This is a genomic window from Nitrosomonas sp. ANs5 (assembly GCF_050584665.1).
In the GTDB taxonomy this organism is placed as follows: domain Bacteria; phylum Pseudomonadota; class Gammaproteobacteria; order Burkholderiales; family Nitrosomonadaceae; genus Nitrosomonas.
Genome location: NZ_JBEUDO010000045.1, coordinates 1 through 23827 on the forward strand (window position 1 = coordinate 1; position 23827 = coordinate 23827).

Here is a 23827-nt window from a genome sequence, read left to right on the forward strand (position 1 = left end):
TAACAAATGCCCCATACCTGTCTGATGAATGATGCACATACATGGCGATCATGCCACATCTCTTCCCGGCTCAGGCAACTGGACCAGGCGGGCGCGTCAGTTCTGTTTCCGCATGCCGGATCACCGACTTCAACGTGGCGCAGGCGGCCTGCATGCCGGGCGCCAGGCGCAGTAACTCGCGCAGGCTAACCGAGCGCTTCAGCAGCAAAGTCATCAGGCGTGCAAAATGCACGCTGCCATCGGGTTGCAGCGCACTCATCAAAGCCGCAGGCGGAGAAATTTGCACGGGGTCGGTAATCGCGCGGACAGCAATGAACGGGATTCCAGCGTCAGCCGCCACCGCTGCGATCGCACTGCTTTCCATATCGACCGCACAGGCATGGGTTGCGGCTGCCAAGGCACGCTTTCCGGCTGCCGTGGCTTGCACCTGCCTGCTGTTGGCCACTGCTCTGTTGATGACTCTGATGCCAGCGCCAGCAGGCAGGCATTGTTCGACCCTCATGCGCCAATCGACATCGGTCGGATAGATTCGATCACCGACGATCGAGTCCGGCAGAACAAGGTCGCCTGATTGCAAATCCTCCTGCAAGGCCCCTGCCACACCAAAGCTAATCAATGCTTCTATGCGCTGCTCGCCATACAAGGCGGCGGCTGCACGCTGCGCAGCCGCGCCCCCCATTCCGCTTATTCTAATGAAGAGATTTTCGCGCAGGGGCAGGCTCTGATCAAACGACAGACGTTGCGCCGTGATGCACCGGGCTTCCGCCCGCATTGCCACGATGATGCCTACCCGGCTCATGCAGCCGTTTGACTGATCGAGGCGCGGTATCTAGCCAGCGCCCACAGCGGGAAAAACTTGGAGTAGCCATGGTATTTCAGATAGAACACTCTGGGGAAGCCGGGTGCAGTGAACCAGGGTTCCTCCCATATACCGGCGCTGGTTTGGGTACGCAACAGATAATCGATACCACGGCGTACAGCCGAACTTTCGGTTTCGCCTGCGGCCATCAGTCCAAGCAAGGCCCAGGCTGTCTGGAAAGACGTGCTGGCTTCGGCCTGCCCGGCCAACTGTGGATCAATATAGCTATCATTGCTTTCGCCCCATCCGCCATCGGAGCGCTGCACAGATGTTAACCATTGCACTGCCCGGCGTATGGCAGCATGATTTGTGTCGATGCGCGCTAGGCGCAGCGCTTCCAGAACAGACCAGGTGCCGTAAATATAATTGCTGCCCCAGCGTCCAAACCAGGCACCGTTTGCCTCTTGCTCACTGAACAGGCAATCCAGTCCCCGTTTGACCACCGCCTGATGCCGTGGATCGCCATGCAGGGCGAGAAAACCGACACAACGGGCAGTCACATCGCTCGAGGGGGGATCCAGCAGCGCGCCATGATCGGCAAAAGGCAGCTCGTTCAAGTAGTAATAAGTATTATCGACATCGAATGCGGCGAAACCGCCATTGCTCGACTGCATGCCCGCCAGCCAGTCTGCCGCTCGGGTAATGCTCTCCTGGTAGGCCGATACGTTTGCCTGCTGCAATGCCCAGGCGGCGGCGGCCGTATCATCCAGATCGGGATAATGCGGATTGGCGTATTGGAATGCCCAGCCACCGCCCGGTAGTGATGGCCGGTTGTCGCGCCAATCACCCGGTTCATCCAGCACCTGCAGGGGGACGAGCCAGTCGAGCGCCCGGCGTGTGACTGCCTGATCGGCTTGCTGATCCTCCTGCAAAGCCAGGCATGTCAAGACGGTATCCCAAACCGGCGAAACACATGGCTGACACCAGGCACGCTCGCCTTCATCCACCAGCAAATCCAGCAATGCCTGACGGCATTGCTGGCGATAGGGATGGTCATACGGATAACCCAATAAGGCCAGGGCTTCATAGGCATTGACCATGGCAGGAAAGATCGCCCCCAGGCCATCTTTTCCGTTCAAGCGCTCGATTGTCCATTGTTCGGCCATTCGCACCGCTTTGCGCCGGACGAAGGATGGAATGAGTGGCTCCAGCATTGAACCAAATCGCTCCAAATATAAAAACAAGCGATTAAGCGGCGTGCGTACCGGGAAGTAGTTGCTTTCCTGATCGGGATCGACTGTGAACAATTCACGCACATGCACATTGCGGGGATTGGCCGCCTTGGCTTTCAAGGTACATAAAATCGAGAGCGGCACCATGACCGTGCGTGACCAATAAGCCACCTTGCTGAGGTGGAAGGGAAACCAGCGAGGCAACATCATAAGCTCGGCCGGGACGAAAGGCACGCCTCGCCATGGAATTTGTCTGAACATGGCAAGCATCAGACGAGTAAACACATTGGCCCGGGCTGCGCCGCCGTATTCGAGAATGGCATTCCGGGCTTGTATCATATGCGCGGCATCCGGGGAATCGCCCGCCAGTTTCAAAGCATAGTAGGATTTGACACTGCAGCTGATATCGAAATCGCCGCCATAGTAGAGTGCCCAACCGCCATGACCCGCCGACACCTGTTGCGCACGGATAAAGTTGGCGAGCTTGCGTTCCAGGATGTCATCGAGTTCATCCATGAAATGCATCATGAGGATATATTCAGCAGGAATAGTGCAGTCTGCCTCCAGCGGCAGACACCAGTGCCCATCTTCCTGTTGCAATGCGCCGATGGCGTTGCGTGCATTGGCGATGGCATCATCCAGCATCGCCACCGCGTTGCTGTGATGTGGATTTTCATCCGCCATGGACGACTGGCCGCTTAATGCAGATTTTTCCACCTTGGAATTATAGATTTGTTGTGACAAGCTAGACATAAGTCGCAGAATCCTATTCAACACATTATTAATAATATTTTGTTAACTGCGAATACGGTAACGCAATTGCGTGATGAATCATGGTTTTTTATCAAAACCGTATGCAAAATCACAACACCTGCCCCCCTTTTCAGGGGGTAGCATTGTTTTCTTCGTCTTCCATCAAGAAGTCATCGAACAGCAGATCATTATAATGTTCGACCGGAAGATCTCCGTCATGGATCAAATATTCACGCTGTTGCAAATAGGCCTCGCGCACAAACAGGTAGGGATCCAGCGCTGTCTGATCGCGAATTTTCATGGGTCCCGAGAGGGCTGCACGTTTGTCGACCACCCGCAATACAGCCAGTGGAATCAACACCGGCCCGCTCAGCGCAAAAGCCAGATAAAACAAGCCATCCGAGAATAAACTGGCCGGAATGTCCGCCAGGTCGCGGCGCGTGCTCGGGCCATAAGCGGGTACAAAAATGTAAGGTCCACTGTTCATGCCCCAGACCGCCAGCGTTTGCCCGAAATCCTCGTTGTTTTCCTGGAAGCCCATATGCCCTGCCATATCCGCCAGTCCAAAAACGCCAATCGTGGAGTTGATCAGAAACCGGAACAGATCCGAGAATCCCTGACGCACCTTGCCTTGCAGAAAGCTGTTCAAGGCTACTGCCGGATAGGAAAGATTACGGTAGAAATTGTTGACCGGCCGTTGTACCGCTTCCGGCACACGCTCCAAATACACATCGGCGATCGGTTCGAGAAATCGGCGGTCGATTTCATCGGTGAAACGGTAAGCGCCCCGGTTGAAACGTTCATAGGGATCATGCGCATCGAGTTGACGTCCTTCATTGGGTAGTGCGGCACATCCTGCAGTGATCAGCACCAAACAGAGGACGATGCATTTTAAGAAAATGAATGTATTATCCAAAGCAAAATTTTCCTGCTGCCAAAATCGAATATCTATTCTGGGATGCTCAATCGGGTGAGCTGGATGATGCGGTTTCCGGGAACACTGGTGCCGCGATATATTTTATACAGCGACAAACCATTCCACCTTGAGCATAGCGATACCGCCCCTCACATATCAATCAACTTGTTCTGTTCATTGCAGCATTCTCGTCATGACAATCAGCGTCAGTAGCGGGTTGCAGAATCATGAGATGTACAAAAAACACGATACACATCCCATTTACAAGGACAGGGATCGCTTCACATGCCCCTTTTCTACCAGCCAAGCAATCTCGTCGATCAATGCTTGCCGTATCGGACTTTGCTTGAAACCCAGCTCATGGACAGCCTGATCACTGGCAAAGCGGGCTTGGCGTCCTGCCAAACGAACGCCCGACAACGGCGCCATGGGAGGCGTACCTGTCACATGATCAGCGATCCACTCCTGCACAGCGCCGGCCGACAGGGCCAACCAGTAGGGAACCTTGCGTGTGGGCATCGCCAGCCCACTGATTTCCTCGATCATCCGCAGCAGCTGACTCAGCAACAGGTTTTCATGGCCCAGCAGATAACGTGTACCCGAACGTCCCCGTTCAGCTGCCAAAATATGCCCTTGCGCCACATCGCGCACATCCACCAGATTGAGCCAGCAATCAAGATACGCAGGCACTTCCTGATTCAGAAAACTCAGAATCATGCGTGTGGGTGGGGTCAAGCCCCAGTCACCTGGCCCAATCGGCAAGGATGGTGACACCACCACAACCGCCAGTCCGTTACGGCTGGCCTTCAGAGCCGCCTGCTCGGCCAGTAATTTCGAGTGGCAGTATAATCCAGGCACGACCCGCAACCTTTGCTGGATAGAGGCGTCATCCGGCTGATCCCAATCCTCATGACCGGTCAATACTGCTTCGGTCGAGGTATGCACCACGACTTCGGCTTCCGCCCGTGCAGCTTCACGCAGTACCGTACAAGTGCCATCATAATTGGTTTGCCGGAAGATCCGCTTGTCAGGCGCCCATAAATGCGTATAAGCCGCCAAATGGTAGACTCTTTGCACCCCTCGCATCGCCTGGCGCACCACAGCAGGATCATTCACCGAACCACGAATGGCTTCCACGCCAGCGGGTACCGGCACTTCATCAAGCTCGAGCACTTTTACCCGCCCACCTTGCGCCAGCAGCAGCCTGACCAGATGCGCGCCAATAAAACCGCCTCCCCCGGTTACGAGGGCGCAACCTGAGCGGGCTACCGTTCCGGAAGAGGCGTCAGCGGCTGTAAAAGTCGAGGAACGGTCCAATTAATTGTTCACCTTTCTGCATGGCAGGCAAAGCCTGGTCATCCAGGATGCCGGCAAAACTTCAGATCAAATACGCCGCTCACCATGCACAACCTCAACCAACTTCAAGGCTTGCAATTCCATTTCCAGCACGAGTGCATCGACTTTGGCCCGAAAATGGCGATAGAAAATCATGCTCGGAATGGCCACAAGAATCCCGAACGCGGCATTATACAATGCTATAGAAATTCCATGCGCAAGTTGTACCGGATTACTCCCGGTCGTGGTGCCCGAGCCGAATATCTCGATCATTCCGATCAACGTACCAAATAATCCCATCAGCGGACTGAGCGAGGCAATGGTACCAAGCGTGGTGAGATATCGATCCAGTTCATGCGCGACCACGCGCCCCGCTTCTTCGATCGACTCCTTCATGATTTCTCGGGAGCTGTCGATATTTCTCAGCCCTGCCACCAATACCTGGCCCAGGGGAGAATGCTCCTGCAAGCGTGTCAACATGTCAGGATGCACGCCAGATCGCCGATATTCCTGCAAAACCCGTGGAAGCAGATCCCGGGGAGACACTTTCCCCATCCGCAAACTCCATAAACGCTCGCCGATAATGCCTACCGCCACGATGGAGGCCAATATGATCGGCCAAATTGGCCAGCCTGCTGCCTGAATGATTGAAAACACGCTTGAGTCTCCCTGAATAAAAAGCTGCGGCATATTGTGCAACAGTGGCAAGTATTGCTCAACCTGCCAGTTACCTCGATATGATGCCGATGAGTTTCGATTGATTTTGAAAATACCCGGTCAAATCGGTTGCGAAAGGTTATTCACAAATTCTGTGGATAACTTTGTGTATAGAATATGAATAAGCGGCTTAAGTGCCCTTGCAGACATGATGTTTTCCAATCTGCTCAATTTCTAGGCTAAACCAGTAACTGTTATAAAACAATCACTTGCCGAGAATCACTGTTCCAATAGAAACTTTCGTTTTGATTGCCGGATGCTTCCATCAAATTGTGGATGATTTTTAAATGTCAAGTGGCAAAATGCCCGTTCACTCGAGAACTAAAATCTGATGGCAGGTCAGTAAATTAGGCGAGCAAGTTGAAGTCATATTTTAGCAAGCTTTTCCGTTGCCATGGACCAGGAGAAGTGATCGGGATAGCTGTGGCCCATTGAGCGCAATAACCCGCGTGCGTTGGGCACACTGACGCATCCTGAAACCGGCGAGGAATTCCCACCAGCTTTATACATCCTGGTGAAAATTGGATAGCGGCTTAAAAATAGTCAATGAAACGGTCGCTTAAATTTTGGGGACGATTGCCCTGTACTCCCCTTGACATTTGAAATCATCCACAATTACGCAATTGAATACATCGCCTGCAGGCCAGCTGACAGAACGCCCATACTGCAATATAACTTATTGTTCTTAATATATTTTTATTCTGTCCAAAAAATGAGCAACAATGAAATCATCATTGTACAAGCGCATTTAACCTGTTTATCCATGATTTATACACAAAGTTATCCACAGGAATTGTGAATAACTCTCCAAGACCGGTCTGCAAGCCGTTCTGCGCAGTTTGCCAGGCACAGCGTTACTGCGCGGCAATTCCAAATACCAAGAGGTTACGCATAAAATACATCCTGCACACATTCAGCGGCAACCAGCGTATGCAGAGCGCACTGACGCAGCTTAAAGGTACCGGCGAGAATTATCCTGAGCATCATACCTTCCCCCCCTTTTTGATGGATAAAAGGGTTATACACATTTTCTGTGGATAACTTTGTGCATAAAACATGAATAAGCGCGTTAAGTATCCCTGATTGCTTGGAGTTTTCTATGCTGCGTAATTTTTAACATTTAATAAATCTCATTGAAAACAATGCGTTACAATAAGGCTTTGTTCCATCGGCAACTTTCAAGAAGTTTCCGGCACGCTGTGCTGAATTGTGGATTATTTTTAAATGTCAAGCAAAATATGGAGTCTTTCGCCTATTTCCGAAAAAGATTACGGCACATCAGCATATTAAATTGCACAACGCATGTAATTCTTGAAAGACCATTCGGAAGTTGCAATTTGTCGCTGCGGTATACTTGCCTGCATAGGCATGACAAGTGCCGCAGGATCGTACGCATGTGCTGGCAAACTGTGCCTGTGGCGCGCGCCTATTGGGCGTCATTTCTGGTCAAATAGTGCTTATTCACAATTTCTGTGGATAACTTTGTGAATAAATCATGGAAAAGCGAAATAAGTACCCCGATGGACACATTCTTTTTTAGATTGCCTAATTTTTAAGCCAGCCAATAAATTGTTAAAAAACAACACTATACACATAACACACTGTTCCTTCTGGGCTTTTCCAGTGACCGCGCATCTCGCTTCGAAAGTTGTGGATGATTTCAAATTGTCAAGATGAATCTGAGTCCCGAATACCTGCAAAAGAAAACCTTATGGTCTGTCAGTGAATTAAACCGTAATGCTCGCGCAATGCTTGAACAGACATTCCCATTGCTGTGGGTCAGCGGGGAAATTTCCAACCTCAAGCGCTACCCGTCAGGGCATTGGTACTTTTCGCTCAAGGATCAAAACGCCCAGGTTCGCTGCGTGATGTTCCGCCACAAAAATATCTATCTGGATTGGCTCCCCCAGGACGGCATGCAAGTGGAAGCACAAGTGCTGGTGACCTTGTATGAGGCGCGCGGTGAATTTCAGCTGGCAGTCGAGCTGCTTCGCCGGGCCGGCCTGGGAGCGTTGTTCGAAGCGTTCGAGCGGCTCAAAAACAAATTTCAGCAAGAAGGGTTGTTTGATGCCCAGCGTAAACGGCCGCTCCCTCCCTCCCCCCGGCAAATTGGCGTCGTCACATCACCCAACACTGCCGCCTTGCGAGATGTGCTCACTACATTGCGCCGCCGGATGCCATCGCTGCCGGTCGTTATTTATCCCGCCCCCGTACAAGGCGAAGGCGCAGCTAACCATATTGCAGCCGCGCTGCAAATTGCGGCCCGGCGCGCTGAATGCGATGTGTTGATCCTTTGCCGTGGCGGGGGCTCGATTGAGGATTTATGGGCCTTCAATGAGGAAATCGTGGCACGTGCCATCGCTGCCAGCCCAATACCGGTCGTGACTGGGATCGGGCATGAAACCGATTTCACGATTGCCGATTTTGTCGCAGATGCGCGCGCGCCGACACCTACCGGCGCAGCCCAGCTGGTGTCTCCTGATCGGTATGAGCTGCTGCATCGCCTGCAGCAATGGCAACACCGTTTTCAGCAAGCCATGCAACGCAGCCTGGAACGCCGCATGCAAGCGACCGATTTATTCGCCCATCGTCTGGTTCATCCAGGAGAACGGCTGCTCAACCAGCAGATTCACCTCAAACAGATTGGCGACCGGCTGTTTCGTGCCTGGAACAGCCAACAGGAAGCGCGCAAATGGCACATCGATACCCTCAAGCGACGTCTTGACACCAGAAAACCAGACATCCCACTGCGGATCGAACGACAGCAGGAATTGGCCGCGCGGCTGCAACGCGCCATGACACACAAGCTCGAGAAACTGACCATTGATCTCTCGCGGCTGCACAAGCATCTGGCACACCTCGATCCGGAAGCGGTACTGGCGCGCGGCTACAGTATCGCCTATACTGCGCACGGTGATATTTTGCATGACCGTCGGCAGATCGATAAGGGTGATGGCATACGCGTCATCTTTGCCCGGGGCTGGGCCAAAGCCAATGTTTCTGAAACCGGGGAATAATCCCTTTCTTACCATCAACGAGGAGTTTGACCTGCAATGTCCAGAATTTTTCTAGCGCTGGGCGCATTCAATGCATTTCTGTGTGTCGCGCTGGGCGCAATGGGCGCACATGGCTTGAAAGCCATGTTAACGCCCGACATGCTCGCCAACTTTCAGACCGGCGTGCAATACCATTTCTATCACGCGCTGGGGTTGATCCTGGTCGGGCTGACACTGGAGCGCCTGCCAACGGTACGCACGCTGAAACTCTCGGGCATCCTGATGTGCATGGGGATCCTGTTTTTTTCCGGTACGCTTTATGTCATCAGTCTGACTGGGATACGGGGTCTCGGTATGGTTGCGCCGCTGGGCGGCCTTTCTTACATGGGCGCCTGGCTGCTGTTCACCTACGCTGTCTGGAAAAACAAGCAGGGATAACCGCTTCGCAATCCTTGGAAGTTGCTTGGAAACACTGGACAGCCTCCTAGTACTCCGTTCCGTCAATTAGCTTACAAATGAAATCGATGGATTCGCCTGCCAGGCTAGGCGCAAACCGCAGTCATAGCCGTAGCTATGGCGAGGATTTGCAACAACGCATGACAGGCGAAGGCGCGATTTCATGTAAGCGGTTTGGCGGAACGGAGTACTAGTAACTGATGATGACTGATAGCCGGACCCATGTTCATCATTCATGAAACTGAAAATCACGAAGTCAGATTCTATTCAGGCAATCGTAATTACGTGTCGGCCGGATGGTGCGCAAGCGCACAATGACTCCGCTGCGCTTGCAATGATAGTAAAAAAAGATCGCCGCCATCCAGATGCTTTTCAGCGACAATGCATGCTGGCCATAATCCAGCCGGCATTGCCATCCGACTGATGAAGCTTAATCAAGACTTGTTTGCCTTCGCTGTGCGCACAACATGACCGAACATTTTTTTGCTCCCTGCCCGCGTGGTCTGGAAGCGGCATTGGCCGCTGAGCTGACACTGCTGAATATCGCTGCCATCCAGATCTTACAAGGTGGCGTGGCATTCCAGGGAGATTGGCTCGCCTGCTATCGCGCCAATCTGGAAAGCCGCATCGCCAGCCGCATCCTGTGGCAGGTGGCCAAAGGCCAGTACCGCAGCGAAAACGATATCTACCAGATGGCGCATGACCTCCCCTGGCCAAAATGGTTTACACCGCAGCAGTCCATACGCGTGAATCTGGCGGCGATCAAATGCCCGCTGCGCAGTCTGGATTTTGTCACGCTCAGAATCAAGGATGCGATCTGCGACAAATTCCGCCAGGCCAGTGGCAGCCGTCCCAGCGTCGATACCGCCACCCCTGATATGCGCATCCACGGTTTTCTCGATGCCCGGCAGTTTACGCTCTACCTGGATACCTCGGGCGAAGCCCTGTTCAAGCGCGGCTTACGCAAAACCCATGGCGAAGCACCTTTGCGCGAAAATCTGGCCGCTGGCATACTGGCACTGACTGGCTGGCAACCCGGCATACCGCTGCTTGATCCGATGTGCGGCAGCGGCACATTATTGCTGGAAGCTGCACAAATCGCTTGCCAGATCGCGCCCGGCAGCGGACGACAGTTTGCTTTCGAGAAACTGAGACACCTTGACATGACGTCATGGCAAAAACTGCAACAAGCGGCAGCGGCACGTCAATTGCCACGCGTGTTTCGCTCCCTTTATGGCAGCGATTTATATGGCAACGCGCTGGCGGATGCGCGCGAAAATTTCACTGCGGCGGGATTAATCGACTGCGTCAGTCTCAAGCAAGCCAATATACTGGAAATTTCTGCTCCGGCGGAAACTGGCATCCTGGTTACCAACCCGCCCTATGGGGTGCGTATCGGCGAACAGCAGACGCTCGCCGAACTTTATCCCAAACTGGGCGATGCCCTGAAAAAGCGATTTAGCGGCTGGCGTGCTTATCTTTTGACAGCGGATCCCATGCTTGCCAAACTGATCCGCCTAACCCCCTCACGCCGCACACCGCTATTCAACGGCGCACTGGAATGCCGCCTGCTTGAATACAAATTAATCGCTGGCAGTATGCGCAAGAAAAAGCCAACCCAAACACCGCAGGCACATGGTGACGCTTCCCGCTGAGGAAATAGCAGGGCATTCCAGCAGCGCGATACGGCAATGCCCTAAATTGTTTTTTATGCCCCCCATACAATCACAATCCTCAGCAGGATACATGCAGGACGTATGGTACGGACCACACACTGAAACGGATAATAGTTCAGCGGCATATGGCGTTATGCCAAGTGTCAGCACCCCCAATTCCCGGATGATCAGAGGCTCATAATGAGAATCGTATTTTTATGCATTTTCCTGGCTTGTGCCGGACTGGTCGGTTATGCCGTCTCCCTGCAATACAGCGATGATTTGCTGCCATGCCCGCTATGTGTGATTCAGCGCATCGCCTACTGGCTAATCGGTCTGACCGCACTGATTGCCTTTCTGCACTCGCCACAGCAATTGGGGCGCAGGCTCTACAGCGGACTGATCATACTGTTTGCCATGATGGGCGCGGCTGTCGCTGGACGCCAGGCGTGGCTGGTGCGTTTTCCTGAATCATTCGAATGCGGCATCAGCCCCGAAGAAGCTTTCCTGAACGCGCTGCCGCTCGCCCAGTGGTGGCCGGATATGTTCGAAGCCAATGGCGATTGTGCGGACAATTCTTGGCAATTGCTGTCACTTACCATTCCCGACTGGTCACTGATCGCGTTTCTGGCATTGAGCGTCGTGGCGGCTGCCCTCTGGCGGGCCAGATAGCATTCTGGCATCGGTGCGGCGTAATGCAACCGGAATAACCATCGGGCAGCTCACGGCTGGAATCCCCCCCGCCCGATGCTATCGCTCGCGCCGCACAACCGGCACCTCCACTCTGCGCCACTGACCGGGCGCCAATCCCTGCAGCGACCAGGGGCCGATCGCTGTCCGAATCAATCTCAGGGTGGGAAAACCCGCTTTCGCGGTCATTCGCCGGACCTGACGATTCTTGCCTTCTTTCAGCACGATTTCCAGCCATCTGGTCGGCACGGTCTTGCGAAAGCGTACCGGCGGTATACGCGGCCACAATCCTTCCGGTTCGCCAACCTGGCGCACTTGACAGGGACGTGTCACGAAATCACCCAAGTCAAGACCTTCGCGCAATTTCTGCAAGGCCACTTCATCCGGCTCACCCTCCACCTGAACGAGATAAGTCTTGGGAAACTTGTGACGGGGATCGGCAATTCGATGCTGCAACAGTCCATCATCGGTCAGCAGTAATAGCCCTTCACTGTCCGTATCCAGACGCCCGGCCGGGTAAACGCCCGCTATCGGAATAAAATTCTTGAGCGTCTGCCGGTCACCGTCACCGGAGAATTGGCAAATCACGCCAAACGGCTTATTGAACAGGATAAGCTGCGCCATCAGACCCGCCACGCCAGCAACCGAATCCGCTGCGCTCGTCTACTTGCAACCAGGAAAATTTGTCGAGACATAGTTGAATGGCTTTCTTTGCCGAATAAGCTTTTCCGCCATTATCGCGTGGATCAAATCCGAGGCGCAACTCTTGACGGTCGCAGCCATCACGGCATGCCAGTTGGAAGACTGGCCGGACATCGGTTTCCGACATACTGTTATAGTATGTTGTACGGATACGTATCTTTCAGGAGGCCCCATCATGAAAAAATTGATTATCACAACAGCCATGCTTATGGCCGCGTGCGCAACTGTTGATGAACCGAGGGAATGGCCAGTTCTTAATACGGGCAATTTTGCGGGCAATCATGCTGAACTTGCACTTTGCGTGACCAAACGATTACAGGCGGATAGCAGGTGGCCGGTGCGCATGCTGCAGTCCAGAAACCGCACCTATCAAACTATCGATGCTTCGGAGATTATCGCTTATGACGTGCGCTTGATGCCGGGTACTTTTGCGCGCAACATCCCGACCAATCCTGACGCAGTCCTGGACTATCAAGCTTATCCAGAGCTGGAAGTACTGCATGCCTATGATGAAAGCACTGATGCGTACACCCAACCCGCTTATAGATTTTCTTTGATGATCAGAGAAACCGACGCGGCAAGCGTCACGGCGACCGTGAAAGGAAGCAGGCATCTAGGCAATATTGCCTGGCAACATTTACAGGCATGTTCTTAGAGCGCCAGCAGCTCGGCAGATCCTGAATAAACCCTATATGCACACAAGCTCTTATGGCCTGATCACTGAGCGCGGGATTCCCAAACAATTTCCAGGAATTGCGAATGCCAATTAACAAGCAACTCAACCAGGAATTTTATCGACTCCGAAATGCCAGGCCAGAAGCAAATGGTACAATAACACCAGTTGATTAATTGCTACGCGAGGATCCAGTATGGCTACGATTGAATCTATCCTGCATGAAACCCGAGTATTTCCTCCTTCTGCCGAATTTACTAAGCGTGCCAATATCTCCGGGATGGCAGCGTATCAGGCATTGTGTGATGAGGCCAAAAGCGATTACACCGGTTTCTGGGGAAGATTGGCGCGTGAACATATTAGCTGGCACAAACCATTCACGCGCGTGCTGGATGAATCCAATGCCCCTTTCTACAAGTGGTTTGACGATGGTGAGCTGAATGTTTCCTGGAATTGTCTGGACCGCCATCTTGCGACGCAAGGGGATAAAACTGCGATCATTTTTGAATCCGACGAGGGTGAGATCACGCATTGCAGCTATCGCGAATTGCATGAACAAGTCTGCAGATTTGCCAATGGCCTGAAATCGCTCGGGATCAAACAAGGTGACCGGGTCGTCATTTACATGCCAATGCGTACCGAGGCAGTGATTGCGATGCAGGCCTGTGCGCGAATCGGCGCGATCCATTCAGTGGTATTTGGCGGTTTCTCGGCCAAAAGTGTACACGAGCGCATCGTTGATGCCGGCGCAAGCGTGGTGATCACAGCCGATGAGCAAACACGGGGTGGCAAGCATCATGCATTGAAAGCCACTGTGGATGAAGCGATGAGCATGGGAAATACCGACCTGGTTCGTGCTGTCGTGGTCTATCGGCATACCGGCACCGATATCGCCTGGCAACCCGGGCGGGATAAGTGGTGGCATGCGCTCGTCGAGGGACAAGCAAGTGAATGTGAGCCCGTCTGGGTGAATGCCGAGCATCCTTTGTTTACACTGTATACCTCCGGCTCTACCGGCAAGCCCAAAGGGGTGCAGCACGCCACGGCCGGTTACCTGCTGGGCGTGATGACCAGCATGCACTGGATTTTCGATTATCAGCCGGACGACATCTTCTGGTGCACGGCTGACGTGGGCTGGATCACCGGCCACAGTTACGTCACTTACGGACCGCTTGCCATGGGGGCAACCCAGGTGATTTTTGAAGGCGTCCCCACCTACCCCGATGCCGGACGTTTCTGGAAAATTATCCAGAATCATAAGGTCACGACTTTTTATACCGCGCCGACAGCCATTCGCTCACTGATGAAACTGGGGCCGGATCTGCCCCAGCAGTATGACCTTTCTTCCCTGCGGTTGCTGGGTTCGGTCGGGGAGCCGATCAACCCCGAGGCCTGGATGTGGTATTACACCGAAGTCGGCCAATCGCGCTGCCCGGTGGTCGACACCTGGTGGCAAACTGAAACCGGCTGCCATATGATCGCACCGGCGCCTGGCGCGGTTCCGCTCAAGCCCGGCTCCTGCACACTGCCGTTACCGGGAATCGATGCGACAGTGGTCGATGAAGCAGGACACGAAGTCGAGCCGGGCTATGGCGGCTTCCTGGTGATCAAACGCCCCTTCCCCTCTCAGCTGCGCACCTTATGGAATGATCCGGAGCGGTTCAAGAGAGCGTATTTTCCACATGATATCGGGGGTGGGCGCTATTATCTCGCGGGCGACTCTGCGCACTGCGATAAGGACGGCTACTTCTGGATTATGGGGCGTGCCGACGATGTGCTGAATGTTTCAGGCCATCGGTTGGGCACCATGGAAATCGAATCGGCATTGGTGGCACACCCCTATGTGACCGAAGCGGCGGTGGTTGGCAGGCCGCATGAAGTCAAGGGGGAAACGATCGTTGCGTTCGTCGTGCTGAAGAACAAATTACCGCAAGGCGATCAAGTGGCTGAAATCACGGCAACTCTGCGGGACTGGGTCGCAAAGGAAATCGGCCCGATCGCCCGCCCCGAGGAAATCCGCTTCGGTGAGAATCTACCCAAGACCCGCTCGGGGAAAATCATGCGGCGGCTCCTGCGCGCTCTGGCCAAAGGGGAGGAAATCACTCAGGATACTTCCACCCTGGAGAATCCGGCGATACTGGAACAATTAAAACAACCTGCACCCTAACATCTGACTGGCATAACTATTATTTCGATGGAACAACTTCCCTCTATCACTGATTACCCGGCTGGGATCAGCGTCATCGACGCGCAATATCATCGTCCTGGGCGTGCAGCGATTCACTTGATCGTGGAAAACGGCGTTGCTGCGCTGGTGGATACCGGCACCCGCTACTCGGTGCCGGGGGTGATGGTGGCCCTGGCTCACAAGCGCATCGCCCCGGAACAAGTCGCCTATATTTTTCTCACCCACATTCATCTTGACCATGCCGGGGGCGCCAGCGAGTTCATGCGGCAACTGCCCAACGCCAGACTGGTTGTCCACCCGCGCGGCGCCTCACACATGGCCAATCCGGTCAAACTGATCGCGGGCGTCATGGCGGTTTATGGTGAAGCCAAATTCCGGCGTATGTATGGTGAAATCCACCCGATTGCGGCAGACCGCATCATCAGCGCGCCGGATGGCACCTGCATCGAACTGAATGGCCGGCCGCTGCACCTGCTGGATACACCGGGGCACGCACGCCATCACTACTGCATCCACGATACGCGCAGTCAGTCGATTTTTACCGGTGATACATTTGGCGTTTCCTACCGGGAGTTCGATATGAATGGGTTGGAATTTGTTTTTCCGACCACCTCACCGGTTCAGTTCGATCCCGATGCCGCCCATGCGTCCCTTGACCGGCTCATGGCACTCGAACCCCGGCACGCTTTTCTCACGCATTATGGCCGCATCGATAATTTGCCCCATCATGCCTTGCACATGCATGCCTTGATCGATGCCTTTGTCGCGATTGCACAGCAAGCCCCACCACACCCGGACCGGCATGCGGCTATTGTGCACGCCCTGCAGGACCTGCTGCTGCAACGGCTCAAGGCACACGGCTGCACACTGCCGCAAGACGCGATATTATCCCTGCTGCAAACGGACATCAAACTGAACGCACAAGGATTGGGAATCTGGCTCGATCAAATCACCCGGCAGCCGGCACAAACCGCACAGTCATAGCCAGTCCGGCGTTCACCGCTGCACCAGAGCGAAAATCCTGCCGGGCTTGCCCTGCATAGCCTTGCTTGAGCGTTTTTTGCTTGTGGATTATTCGTCCCAAGCGGCGTGTTGAAAATATGCCTTCGTGTCACACCGCTGTGATGCATTGGGCTGGGCCGACTTGCCGGATGTCGTCTTGCTGCAGCACCGCACTGACAACCGTTCGCACAAATAGGCTTTTAGGCGTGTTCAATGACAGTTTTTGGTTTAAGCTTGGAGGACTTGCTGTTTCCTCAAAGGTGCTAAAAATCCATGAAACGCATGATACTCTCGCTGACCACCAGCCTGTTTGCAATCTGGCTGCTGTTTTCCTTGCTGTTGTATATCTTGCAGCCGATATTCGTTTATTTTCCTGACAATGCCGTCCGGATGAAGCCCGCAGGTTTTGGTCTGCACCATGAAACAATCACACTGACCACGGCCGATGGCGTAAATATTAACGGCTGGTGGCTACCGCATGAAAATCCACGCGCAACGATGCTCTTCCTGCATGGGAATGCCGGCAACATCTCGCATAGATTGCAGAAGCTGCAAATCTACAACCGGCTAGGACTGTCTGTCTTGATCGTTGACTACCGGGGTTATGGCCTGAGCGAAGGCACTCCAACCGAACAGGGCACTTATCTGGATGCCGAGGCGGCATGGGCCTATCTGACACAAGTACGCCGCATTCCAGCCCGCGATATCGTGCTCTACGGCGAATCCCTCGGGGGCGTGATCGCGGCCAGGCAGGCCAGCCAGGTCGCAGCGGGCGCCTTGATACTCGAATCGACCTTTACTTCCGTCAAGGATATGGGCAAGCATTACTATCCTTTCCTGCCGGTCAATCTGATCACGCGCATCCACTATCCCGCGCTGGAATATATCCAGGCAGTCGCCAGTCCCGTCCTGGTCATACACAGTCCAACCGATGAAATTGTGCCATACGCAATGGGGCGAAGATTATTTGAGGCGGCAAGCACACCCAAGGATTTTCTGGAGATCAAGGGGGACCACAATGGCGGCTTCCTGCGTAGTGGCGAGCTATACACCGATGGGCTGGATCAGTTCATTCAAAAGCATTTCGATCAGCCTTCAAACCGCCTGGAAAGTTAACCCCCCTACATCGAAGGCTATGACACTGTTTGGACATTTCCGTCTTGGACCCAGCAATCATCCATCACCGGTTTTACGGTGCGCGAACGCACCCTACCGCACTCTGCCCAAACGACTTCTATGACCCACAATATAAAAAGCGATGCGCATCCTTGATCGGATAGAACAAATCGGCAATCGGCTGCCGCACCCGGCAACCTTGTTTTTGATTGGATTGGGTCTGGTGATCGTCATGTCCTATTTGGCATCCCTGCTGGACTGGACGATTATCCATCCTGTCACTGACGAGCCCTTGGTTGCCAACAACCTCGCCTCCAGCGCCGGGATATGGTGGCTGCTCAGCCACCTGGTAGAGAACTTTATCAAGTTCCCTCCGCTGGCAATCGTCCTGGTCGGCATGCTCGGCATTGGCATGGCCGAGCGCACGGGCTTGCTGGCAGCGGCGCTGCGCTATCTGGTCGTGCGCATTCCCCCGGCATGGCTGACACCCGCCACTTTGTTCCTTGGAATTATGTCATCGATTGCTGTCGATGCCGGCTACGTAGTCTTGCCACCGGTTGCGGCAGTGCTTTACATGGCAGCAGGCCGCTCCCCGCTGACCGGCATTGCAGTCGCCTTTGCCGGTGTCTCATCCGGCTTTAGCGCCAACTTGTTCATCACTGCGCTCGAACCACTGCTTGCGGGCTTCACGCAAAGCGGCGCAACATTGATTGTGCCGGAATACCAAGTGGCCGTAACAGCCAACTGGTGGTTCATGATCGCATCGACCTTTGTGCTCACACTCACCGGCTGGTGGGTGACCGCCCGATGGGTGGAACCCATGAGCAGTCGTTACATAATCACTTCCGGTCCACAAGAACCTGTTCTGGGAGAGCAGCTCTCCCAATCGGAAAACAAAGCACTGCGTCAGGCATGGCTCGCGTTGATCGCGACTTTCACTGTTTTTCTACTGTGCATCTTGCTGCCCGGCGCACCCTTGTATGGTGAAGGCGTGCGTTTTTCACGCTGGATCGAGGCCACGGTCCCGCTGCTGTTTCTGGTATTTGTCATCCCCGGGGTTGTTTTCGGCATCAGTGCGGGATACATCAAAAACGACAAAGATATCGCCCACATCATGGGAGACACCCTGGCAGCCCTTGGTCCGTATATCGTCCTGGCCTTTTTTGCCGCACAGTTCGTGGAAGCCTTCAAATATAGCGGCCTCGGAGAAATGCTCGCCATTTCCGGCGGTCAAATGCTGGTGGCAGCACAAATTCCCGCGCCGGTGCTGTTGAGCGGGTTTGTCGTACTGGCCATGCTGGCTAACTTGCTGATCGGTTCAGCCTCGGCCAAATATGCCTTTCTGGCGCCGGTGTTCGTGCCCATGCTGATGCTGGCAGGACTCAGCCCCGAGCTCACGCAGGCTGCTTACCGTGTCGGGGATTCGGTCACGAATGTGATTACACCGCTCAACCCCTACATGATCATCATTCTGGCCTTTGTGCAAAAATATGCGAAAGACGCTGGCATGGGCACGCTGATTGCCATGATGCTGCCTTATGCCCTGGCATTTGCAGTGGTCTGGATTCTGCTATTGGTTGGCTGGTGGCTACTGGATATACCGCTCGGACCAGGAGGTGGCCTGTCATTCGATTTCCAGGCGGAAAAAGGCCGCTAACCATACCTTTGGGGTTGTTGACACTGAATCGGTGCAGGGTGCATTGCATGCAGCGAGCAGAACCGGGTCGTCCGGTTTTGTGGCTATATCATGAGAGAAATCTAAGTGAAACACTTGCAGATCAAAAATATTCTTTTTCTGTGCACGGCGAATGCTGCACGCAGCCAGATCGCAGAGGGACTGGCACGCAACCTTCTCGGCCCCGGCACCCACATCATGAGCGCTGGCGCTCAACCAACTGCGGTCCATCCCTACGCGATCGAAACCATGGCTGAGATCGGTATCGATATTTCCCGCCAGCGATCGAAATCGGCGATGGACATCGGTCCCGGCGGCATCGATCTCGTCATCACCCTATGCGCCGAAATGGACTGCCCGTCTCTTCCTGCGGGTGTCAAGCACCTTCACTGGCCGATTCCCGACCCGGTTCCGGATGATCCGGCGCAGACACCCGACGCAATACGGGCACGTTTTCAGACCGCGCGGGATCAGATCAAGGCGCGGATCGAAATCCTGGAGCGTCTGCTCAACATGCCCCCGGGGCCACTGCCACAGGAATTCCATGGCAGCATCCGGGTAAACAGCCTACCCCAAAGTGTCCGCTTCTATGCCTGGCTGCTCGACATATGGCCCAAGGAATGGACACATCGTTATGCGACATTCATCCGCCCGGATCTGAATCTCAACTTCGTCCTGCTGGTTTCGGACGGCAAAACCCTGCACCATGATACGCTCTACCATCTTGGCATCGGAGTTGCCAACCGGAACGAGGTGATCGAGGCTTACCACCGGGCAATCGCCGCCGGTGCCCAGGTCGAGAAACCGCCGCGCACAACCTGGAAAGGCACCCCCCTGCACGAGCTATGGCTCAAGGATCCGGATGACAATCTGGTCGAGATTTATGCGCGCCTGACCAACGACGAGCTTTCACAGAAACCCGAGGATGAAGCACCGTGCTATTTGGTGCCCGGCACGGCACCACCACCGTGACAGATTTGCCTGCAACCAAAATCCCCGGCTGACCGTTATCGGAAATAACCAGCCGCATCAATCACTCAAAAGCACGCACTCAACCTGCAAACGACGCGCTGGGTCGTACAATCGGTATGTGCCGGTATGCAAACGGCAGCCTATCAACCCTACCTTTCCGTCTTGCCACTCATAAAGCAGCCGTACATGGCGCATCTCCAATGCATCAGAAACAATGAAGCGATTTTTCATGCTTGACACGCAACCAAAAGCAAGCGAATATTTATGCATCATTGACTATGAACTTTTAATGAAGTGAAACTCAAACAGATTGCAACCATCAGTGCGGGCTATCCATTCCGGGGCAAAATCCCCGAACAGCCGGGCTCGCCCCTGGTCGCGGTTCAGATGAAGGATGTTTCGCTCAGTGAAGGGATACGCTGGTCAGCATGCCTGCACACCCAACTGACAGGCAAGCGCAAGCCCGGCTATCTCACCGTTGGCGACATACTGGTGGCCGCCCGTGGCAGCCACCACTACGCCACCCAGGTGGATGACACGCTTGCCACTACAGGCAAGCAGGCCGTGGCGGCGCCCCATTTTTTTGTAGTGCGTCTATCGAGGCCGGACATTCTACCGGCATTCATGGTCTGGCTGTTAAACCAGGCGCCATCCCAACGTTACTTTGAGCAGAACGCCGAGGGCACGCTCACCAAGAGCATCCGCCGCAGCGTGCTGGAAGAGGCGCCGGTGGTTGTACCCCCTCTGGCAAGACAGAGGACGATCGTCGCGATGGCTAACACCCTGCGCCAGGAGCAAAGATTGGTGCAGCAACTGGTACACAATGGCGAGCGCATGATGCACGCGGTCGCCATTGATCTATTCGACAACACGGAAGTTTGATCATGTATGCATAACACCCGGGCTGAGCGCAAAACTCCCAATCAACTGCCGCAGCCCGCGCGTAAAAATACGCCACCATTCGTAAACACTGACAACATGCCCAATAACAAAGTAAACCAAGACAGCATCAACAAAGCCCTGTGGGCCGCCTGCGACACCTTCCGTGGCACCATCAGCGCCGACACCTACAAAGACTTCATCCTCACCATGCTGTTCCTCAAGTACATCTCGGATGTCTGGCAGGATCACTACGACGGCTACCAGGCCGAATACGGTGACGAACCGGAACTGATCGTAGAGATGATGAAAAACGAGCGCTTCGTGCTGCCCAAAGCAGCCAGCTTCTACGCCCTGTACGCGCGCCGCCATGAACCCGGCAATGGCGAGCGCATTGACCAAGCGCTGCACGCCATAGAAGAAGCCAACGGCACCAAACTCAAGGATGCCGGCAAAAGCGTGTTCCAGGACATCTCCTTCAACACCGACAAACTGGGCGAAGAAAAACAGAAAAATACCATTCTGCGCCACCTGCTGGAAGACTTCGCCAAGCCTGAGCTCAACCTCAGGCCCTCTAGCGTCGGCACGCTGGACGTGATCGGCAACGCCTACGAATATCTGATCAAAAACTTCGCCGCCAGCGGCGGCCAAAAAGCCGGCGAGTTCTATACCCCACCCGAAGTCAGTGACCTGATCGCTGAACTGCTCGATCCGCAACCGGGGATGAGCATTTGCGACCCGGCCTGCGGCTCTGCTTCGCTGCTGATGAAATGCGGCAGCAAAGTCCGCAACCATCACGGCAGCAAACACTATGCCCTCTACGGGCAGGAAGCCATCGGCTCAACCTGGTCGCTGGCTAAAATGAACATGTTCCTGCACGGCGAAGACAACCACAAAATTGAATGGGGCGACACCATTCGCAATCCCAAGCTTTTAGACAAGAACGGTAACCTGATGCTGTTCGACATCGTGACCGCCAACCCGCCATTCTCGCTCGACAAATGGGGCCATGACGAAGCCGAACACGACAAATTCAGCCGGTACCAAAGGGGCGTACCGCCCAAAACCAAAGGTGACTACGCCTTTATCCTGCACATGATCGAAACCCTCAAGCCAAAAACCGGCAGAATGGGCGTGGTCGTGCCGCATGGCGTGCTGTTCCGTGGCGCATCCGAAGGTAGAATCCGCCAACAACTGATCGAAGAAAACCTGCTCGATGCCGTCATCGGCCTACCGGAAAAACTCTTCTACGGCACCGGCATCCCAGCGGCCATTCTGATCTTCCGTAAGGACAAGCAAAGCCGTCATTGCGAGGTGCGCAGCGACGCGGCAATCCAGAACAGCGTCATGTTTATCGACGCCTCGCGCGAATTCAAAGCCGGGAAAAACCAGAACCTGCTGACCGAAGACAACATCCGCAAGATCGTCGAGACCTACCGCAGCCGCAGCAATGTCGACAAATACGCCTACCTTGCCAGCCTCGAAGAAATCCGCGACAACGACTACAACCTCAACATCCCCCGCTATGTGGACACCTTTGAAGAAGAGGAAGAAATCGACCTACTTGCCGTGCGCGCCGAACGCCTGCAACTCAAAGCCCAACTGGCTGAACTAGAAACGCAGATGGAAGGCTACTTGAAAGAATTAGGGTATGAGTAAACCCATAACGGCGGAAGTGCTGTTTCAGCAGATCAGCGGGCTGGTACAGCAAGCCCGGCGGCAGCTTCAGCGCAGCGTCAACAGCGCCATGGCACACACCTACTGGCAGATTGGCCGCTTGATCATTGAGCACGAACAACAGGGCGAAAGCCGCGCCGCCTACGGCAAGCAGCAGCTTGAACAGCTGTCGGCAAAACTTACCGCCGAGTTTGGCAAAGGCTTTGATGTTACCAATCTGCGTAATATGCGGCGGTTTTATGAGCTATTTCCAATTCGAGACGCACTGCGTCTCGAATTAAGCTGGACGCACTATCGAGTGCTTCTGCGAGTAGAAAACCCCGGAGCGCGGGAATGGTATATGGCCGAAGCAGTCAACCAGAACTGGAGCAGTCGCGCCCTGGAGCGCCAGATCGGCACCCTTTACTACGAACGCCTGCTCTCCAGTCGGGAGAAAGCCCTGGTGGAAGCTGAAGCCAAGGCCAACACTGCCCACCTGGCCGACAACCCTAAAGATTACCTGCGCGACCCCTATATTCTTGATTTCCTCAACCTGGATGCGCGCAACTACCAAGAGGCGGATTTAGAGCAAGGCATTATCAACAACCTGCAGCAATTTCTGCTGGAGCTGGGCAAAGGTTTTGCCTTTATCGAGCGCCAACAGCGCATTCGCACCGACGATGGCGACTATTACATCGACCTGGTGTTCTACAACTACCTGCTCAAGTGCTTTGTACTGGTGGATTTGAAGCTCAACAAACTCACCCATCAGGACGTGGGGCAAATGGATATGTACGTGCGCCTGTATGAAGAACAAAAGCGCGACCCGGACGACAACCCCACCATCGGCCTGATCCTGTGCAGCCAGCACAACCACACCGTCGCGTAGTATTCCGTACTGAAAGACAGCCAGCAACTCTTTGCCTCCAAATACCTCACCCTGCTACCCAGCGAAGAAGAGTTAAAACAGGAGCTAGAGCGAGAGCGCCGGGCCATTGAACAACGAATAGAGGAACAGCGGGGGCAACATCATGCCTAAGCCCATAAAATTACTGAAAGATTCAGTTATCCGAAATTTTCGGATCACTGCCACTGACTACACTGTCATTCCCGCGCAGGCGGGAATCCATATCGCCTGCGGCAAGCAACCGAAAATTTGGCCAACCGAGCTGGAAGATGAAATGGCCAAGCACCTGGAGGAGTTGGGTTATGGTGCCTAAGGGATGGAAAAGGGTTCCGATAAAGGATGCTTGTGAGTCAATAATTGATTGTGTAAACAAAACAGCTCCAGTGGTTGATTATTTGACGCGATTCAAAATGATTCGCACAACAAACGTAAGGAACGGACGTGTTGATGTGCGGGATGTCCGTTACGTTACCCAAGAAACTTATTTGCAGTGGATTCGCCGTGGAGC

Annotated in this window: 22 protein-coding genes; 15 read left to right on the top strand and 7 right to left on the bottom strand. The window is 54.2% G+C overall.

Annotation, left to right across the window (positions count from 1 at the left end; genetic code table 11):
• Nucleotides 1–70: 70 nt before the first annotated feature.
• From ABTW62_RS10665 to ABTW62_RS10685, 5 genes are all read right to left on the bottom strand, one after another.
• On the bottom strand, nucleotides 71–799 hold the full coding sequence (locus tag ABTW62_RS10665) for a purine phosphorylase (RefSeq protein ID WP_430904561.1): 729 nt from the start codon (nucleotides 797–799) through the stop codon (nucleotides 71–73).
• Nucleotides 796–2784: a squalene--hopene cyclase gene (gene shc / locus ABTW62_RS10670; RefSeq protein WP_430904562.1), complete on the bottom strand. Its 1989-nt coding sequence runs from the start codon at nucleotides 2782–2784 to the stop codon at nucleotides 796–798. Before shc ends, ABTW62_RS10665 begins: the two co-directional genes overlap by 4 nt.
• A 130-nt stretch (nucleotides 2785–2914) precedes the next feature.
• Nucleotides 2915–3700, bottom strand: a complete 786-nt coding sequence (locus ABTW62_RS10675; RefSeq protein ID WP_430904563.1) for an MlaA family lipoprotein — start codon at nucleotides 3698–3700, stop codon at nucleotides 2915–2917.
• 261 nt (nucleotides 3701–3961) lie between these two features.
• Complete coding sequence (hpnA, locus tag ABTW62_RS10680; protein WP_430904564.1) at nucleotides 3962–5017, bottom strand: hopanoid-associated sugar epimerase; 1056 nt, start codon at nucleotides 5015–5017, stop codon at nucleotides 3962–3964.
• A 66-nt stretch (nucleotides 5018–5083) separates the two neighbouring features.
• Nucleotides 5084–5692 carry a MotA/TolQ/ExbB proton channel family protein gene (locus ABTW62_RS10685; protein WP_430904565.1) on the bottom strand — a complete coding sequence of 203 codons (609 nt, stop codon included), beginning with the start codon at nucleotides 5690–5692 and terminating at the stop codon, nucleotides 5084–5086.
• A gap of 1733 nt (nucleotides 5693–7425) precedes the next feature.
• Here ABTW62_RS10685 and xseA point away from each other — a divergent pair.
• From xseA to ABTW62_RS10705, 4 genes are all read left to right on the top strand, one after another.
• Complete coding sequence (gene xseA / locus ABTW62_RS10690; protein WP_430904566.1) at nucleotides 7426–8769, top strand: exodeoxyribonuclease VII large subunit; 1344 nt, start codon at nucleotides 7426–7428, stop codon at nucleotides 8767–8769.
• Between the two features lie 36 nt (nucleotides 8770–8805).
• Nucleotides 8806–9186, top strand: coding sequence for a DUF423 domain-containing protein (locus tag ABTW62_RS10695; RefSeq protein WP_430904567.1), 381 nt, complete (start codon nucleotides 8806–8808; stop codon nucleotides 9184–9186).
• Nucleotides 9187–9671: 485 nt separating this feature from the next.
• A complete protein-coding gene (locus ABTW62_RS10700; RefSeq protein WP_430904568.1) occupies nucleotides 9672–10859 on the top strand; it encodes a THUMP domain-containing class I SAM-dependent RNA methyltransferase in 1188 nt (395 codons plus the stop codon).
• A 201-nt stretch (nucleotides 10860–11060) separates the two neighbouring features.
• Nucleotides 11061–11531, top strand: a complete 471-nt coding sequence (locus ABTW62_RS10705) for a disulfide bond formation protein B (protein WP_430904569.1) — start codon at nucleotides 11061–11063, stop codon at nucleotides 11529–11531.
• A gap of 78 nt (nucleotides 11532–11609) precedes the next feature.
• Here the strand turns inward: ABTW62_RS10705 and ABTW62_RS10710 are convergent, their stop codons facing one another.
• Together ABTW62_RS10710 and ABTW62_RS10715 are read right to left on the bottom strand one after the other, a co-directional pair.
• The gene (locus ABTW62_RS10710) at nucleotides 11610–12173 is read right to left on the bottom strand and encodes a pseudouridine synthase (protein ID WP_430904570.1); all 564 of its coding nucleotides are present in this window, start codon (nucleotides 12171–12173) and stop codon (nucleotides 11610–11612) included.
• On the bottom strand, nucleotides 12148–12378 hold the full coding sequence (locus tag ABTW62_RS10715; RefSeq protein ID WP_430904572.1) for a hypothetical protein: 231 nt from the start codon (nucleotides 12376–12378) through the stop codon (nucleotides 12148–12150). The genes ABTW62_RS10710 and ABTW62_RS10715 overlap by 26 nt, the downstream gene beginning before the upstream one ends.
• Nucleotides 12379–12426: 48 nt before the next feature.
• On the opposite strand from ABTW62_RS10715, the gene ABTW62_RS10720 reads away from it, so the two are divergent.
• The 11 genes from ABTW62_RS10720 to ABTW62_RS10770 all read left to right on the top strand — a co-directional run.
• Nucleotides 12427–12906, top strand: a complete 480-nt coding sequence (locus tag ABTW62_RS10720; protein WP_430904573.1) for a hypothetical protein — start codon at nucleotides 12427–12429, stop codon at nucleotides 12904–12906.
• A gap of 214 nt (nucleotides 12907–13120) precedes the next feature.
• Nucleotides 13121–15091, top strand: coding sequence for an acetate--CoA ligase (gene acs, locus ABTW62_RS10725; RefSeq protein ID WP_430904574.1), 1971 nt, complete (start codon nucleotides 13121–13123; stop codon nucleotides 15089–15091).
• A 27-nt stretch (nucleotides 15092–15118) separates the two neighbouring features.
• On the top strand, nucleotides 15119–16096 hold the full coding sequence (locus ABTW62_RS10730) for an MBL fold metallo-hydrolase (protein WP_430904575.1): 978 nt from the start codon (nucleotides 15119–15121) through the stop codon (nucleotides 16094–16096).
• Between the two features lie 291 nt (nucleotides 16097–16387).
• The gene (locus tag ABTW62_RS10735; RefSeq protein ID WP_430904576.1) at nucleotides 16388–17230 is read left to right on the top strand and encodes an alpha/beta hydrolase; all 843 of its coding nucleotides are present in this window, start codon (nucleotides 16388–16390) and stop codon (nucleotides 17228–17230) included.
• A 142-nt stretch (nucleotides 17231–17372) separates the two neighbouring features.
• On the top strand, nucleotides 17373–18887 hold the full coding sequence (locus tag ABTW62_RS10740) for an AbgT family transporter (protein ID WP_430904577.1): 1515 nt from the start codon (nucleotides 17373–17375) through the stop codon (nucleotides 18885–18887).
• A 105-nt stretch (nucleotides 18888–18992) separates the two neighbouring features.
• Complete coding sequence (locus ABTW62_RS10745) at nucleotides 18993–19877, top strand: VOC family protein (RefSeq protein WP_430904578.1); 885 nt, start codon at nucleotides 18993–18995, stop codon at nucleotides 19875–19877.
• A 294-nt stretch (nucleotides 19878–20171) separates the two neighbouring features.
• Nucleotides 20172–20759, top strand: coding sequence for a hypothetical protein (locus tag ABTW62_RS10750; RefSeq protein WP_430904579.1), 588 nt, complete (start codon nucleotides 20172–20174; stop codon nucleotides 20757–20759).
• Nucleotides 20760–20765: 6 nt separating this feature from the next.
• Nucleotides 20766–22415, top strand: coding sequence for a type I restriction-modification system subunit M (locus tag ABTW62_RS10755; protein ID WP_430904580.1), 1650 nt, complete (start codon nucleotides 20766–20768; stop codon nucleotides 22413–22415).
• Nucleotides 22408–23301, top strand: a complete 894-nt coding sequence (locus tag ABTW62_RS10760; protein ID WP_430904581.1) for a PDDEXK nuclease domain-containing protein — start codon at nucleotides 22408–22410, stop codon at nucleotides 23299–23301. Before ABTW62_RS10755 ends, ABTW62_RS10760 begins: the two co-directional genes overlap by 8 nt.
• Nucleotides 23302–23443: 142 nt before the next feature.
• The gene (locus tag ABTW62_RS10765) at nucleotides 23444–23632 is read left to right on the top strand and encodes a hypothetical protein (RefSeq protein WP_430904582.1); all 189 of its coding nucleotides are present in this window, start codon (nucleotides 23444–23446) and stop codon (nucleotides 23630–23632) included.
• Nucleotides 23622–23827: hypothetical protein (locus ABTW62_RS10770; protein WP_430904583.1), on the top strand; the 206-nt coding region annotated here is incomplete at its 3' end. The genes ABTW62_RS10765 and ABTW62_RS10770, both read left to right, overlap by 11 nt.

Coding starts and splice junctions, on each gene's coding strand:
- shc (WP_430904562.1), bottom strand. CDS start 2,784: ATGTCTAGCTTGTCACAACAAATCTATAATTCCAAGGTGGAAAAATCT.
- ABTW62_RS10700 (WP_430904568.1), top strand. CDS start 9,672: ATGACCGAACATTTTTTTGCTCCCTGCCCGCGTGGTCTGGAAGCGGCA.
- ABTW62_RS10755 (WP_430904580.1), top strand. CDS start 20,766: ATGCATAACACCCGGGCTGAGCGCAAAACTCCCAATCAACTGCCGCAG.
- xseA (WP_430904566.1), top strand. CDS start 7,426: ATGAATCTGAGTCCCGAATACCTGCAAAAGAAAACCTTATGGTCTGTC.
- ABTW62_RS10730 (WP_430904575.1), top strand. CDS start 15,119: ATGGAACAACTTCCCTCTATCACTGATTACCCGGCTGGGATCAGCGTC.
- ABTW62_RS10765 (WP_430904582.1), top strand. CDS start 23,444: ATGCCTAAGCCCATAAAATTACTGAAAGATTCAGTTATCCGAAATTTT.
- ABTW62_RS10715 (WP_430904572.1), bottom strand. CDS start 12,378: ATGTCGGAAACCGATGTCCGGCCAGTCTTCCAACTGGCATGCCGTGAT.
- ABTW62_RS10710 (WP_430904570.1), bottom strand. CDS start 12,173: ATGGCGCAGCTTATCCTGTTCAATAAGCCGTTTGGCGTGATTTGCCAA.
- ABTW62_RS10740 (WP_430904577.1), top strand. CDS start 17,373: ATGCGCATCCTTGATCGGATAGAACAAATCGGCAATCGGCTGCCGCAC.
- ABTW62_RS10705 (WP_430904569.1), top strand. CDS start 11,061: ATGAGAATCGTATTTTTATGCATTTTCCTGGCTTGTGCCGGACTGGTC.
- ABTW62_RS10665 (WP_430904561.1), bottom strand. CDS start 799: ATGAGCCGGGTAGGCATCATCGTGGCAATGCGGGCGGAAGCCCGGTGC.
- ABTW62_RS10760 (WP_430904581.1), top strand. CDS start 22,408: ATGAGTAAACCCATAACGGCGGAAGTGCTGTTTCAGCAGATCAGCGGG.
- ABTW62_RS10720 (WP_430904573.1), top strand. CDS start 12,427: ATGAAAAAATTGATTATCACAACAGCCATGCTTATGGCCGCGTGCGCA.
- ABTW62_RS10735 (WP_430904576.1), top strand. CDS start 16,388: ATGAAACGCATGATACTCTCGCTGACCACCAGCCTGTTTGCAATCTGG.
- acs (WP_430904574.1), top strand. CDS start 13,121: ATGGCTACGATTGAATCTATCCTGCATGAAACCCGAGTATTTCCTCCT.
- ABTW62_RS10695 (WP_430904567.1), top strand. CDS start 8,806: ATGTCCAGAATTTTTCTAGCGCTGGGCGCATTCAATGCATTTCTGTGT.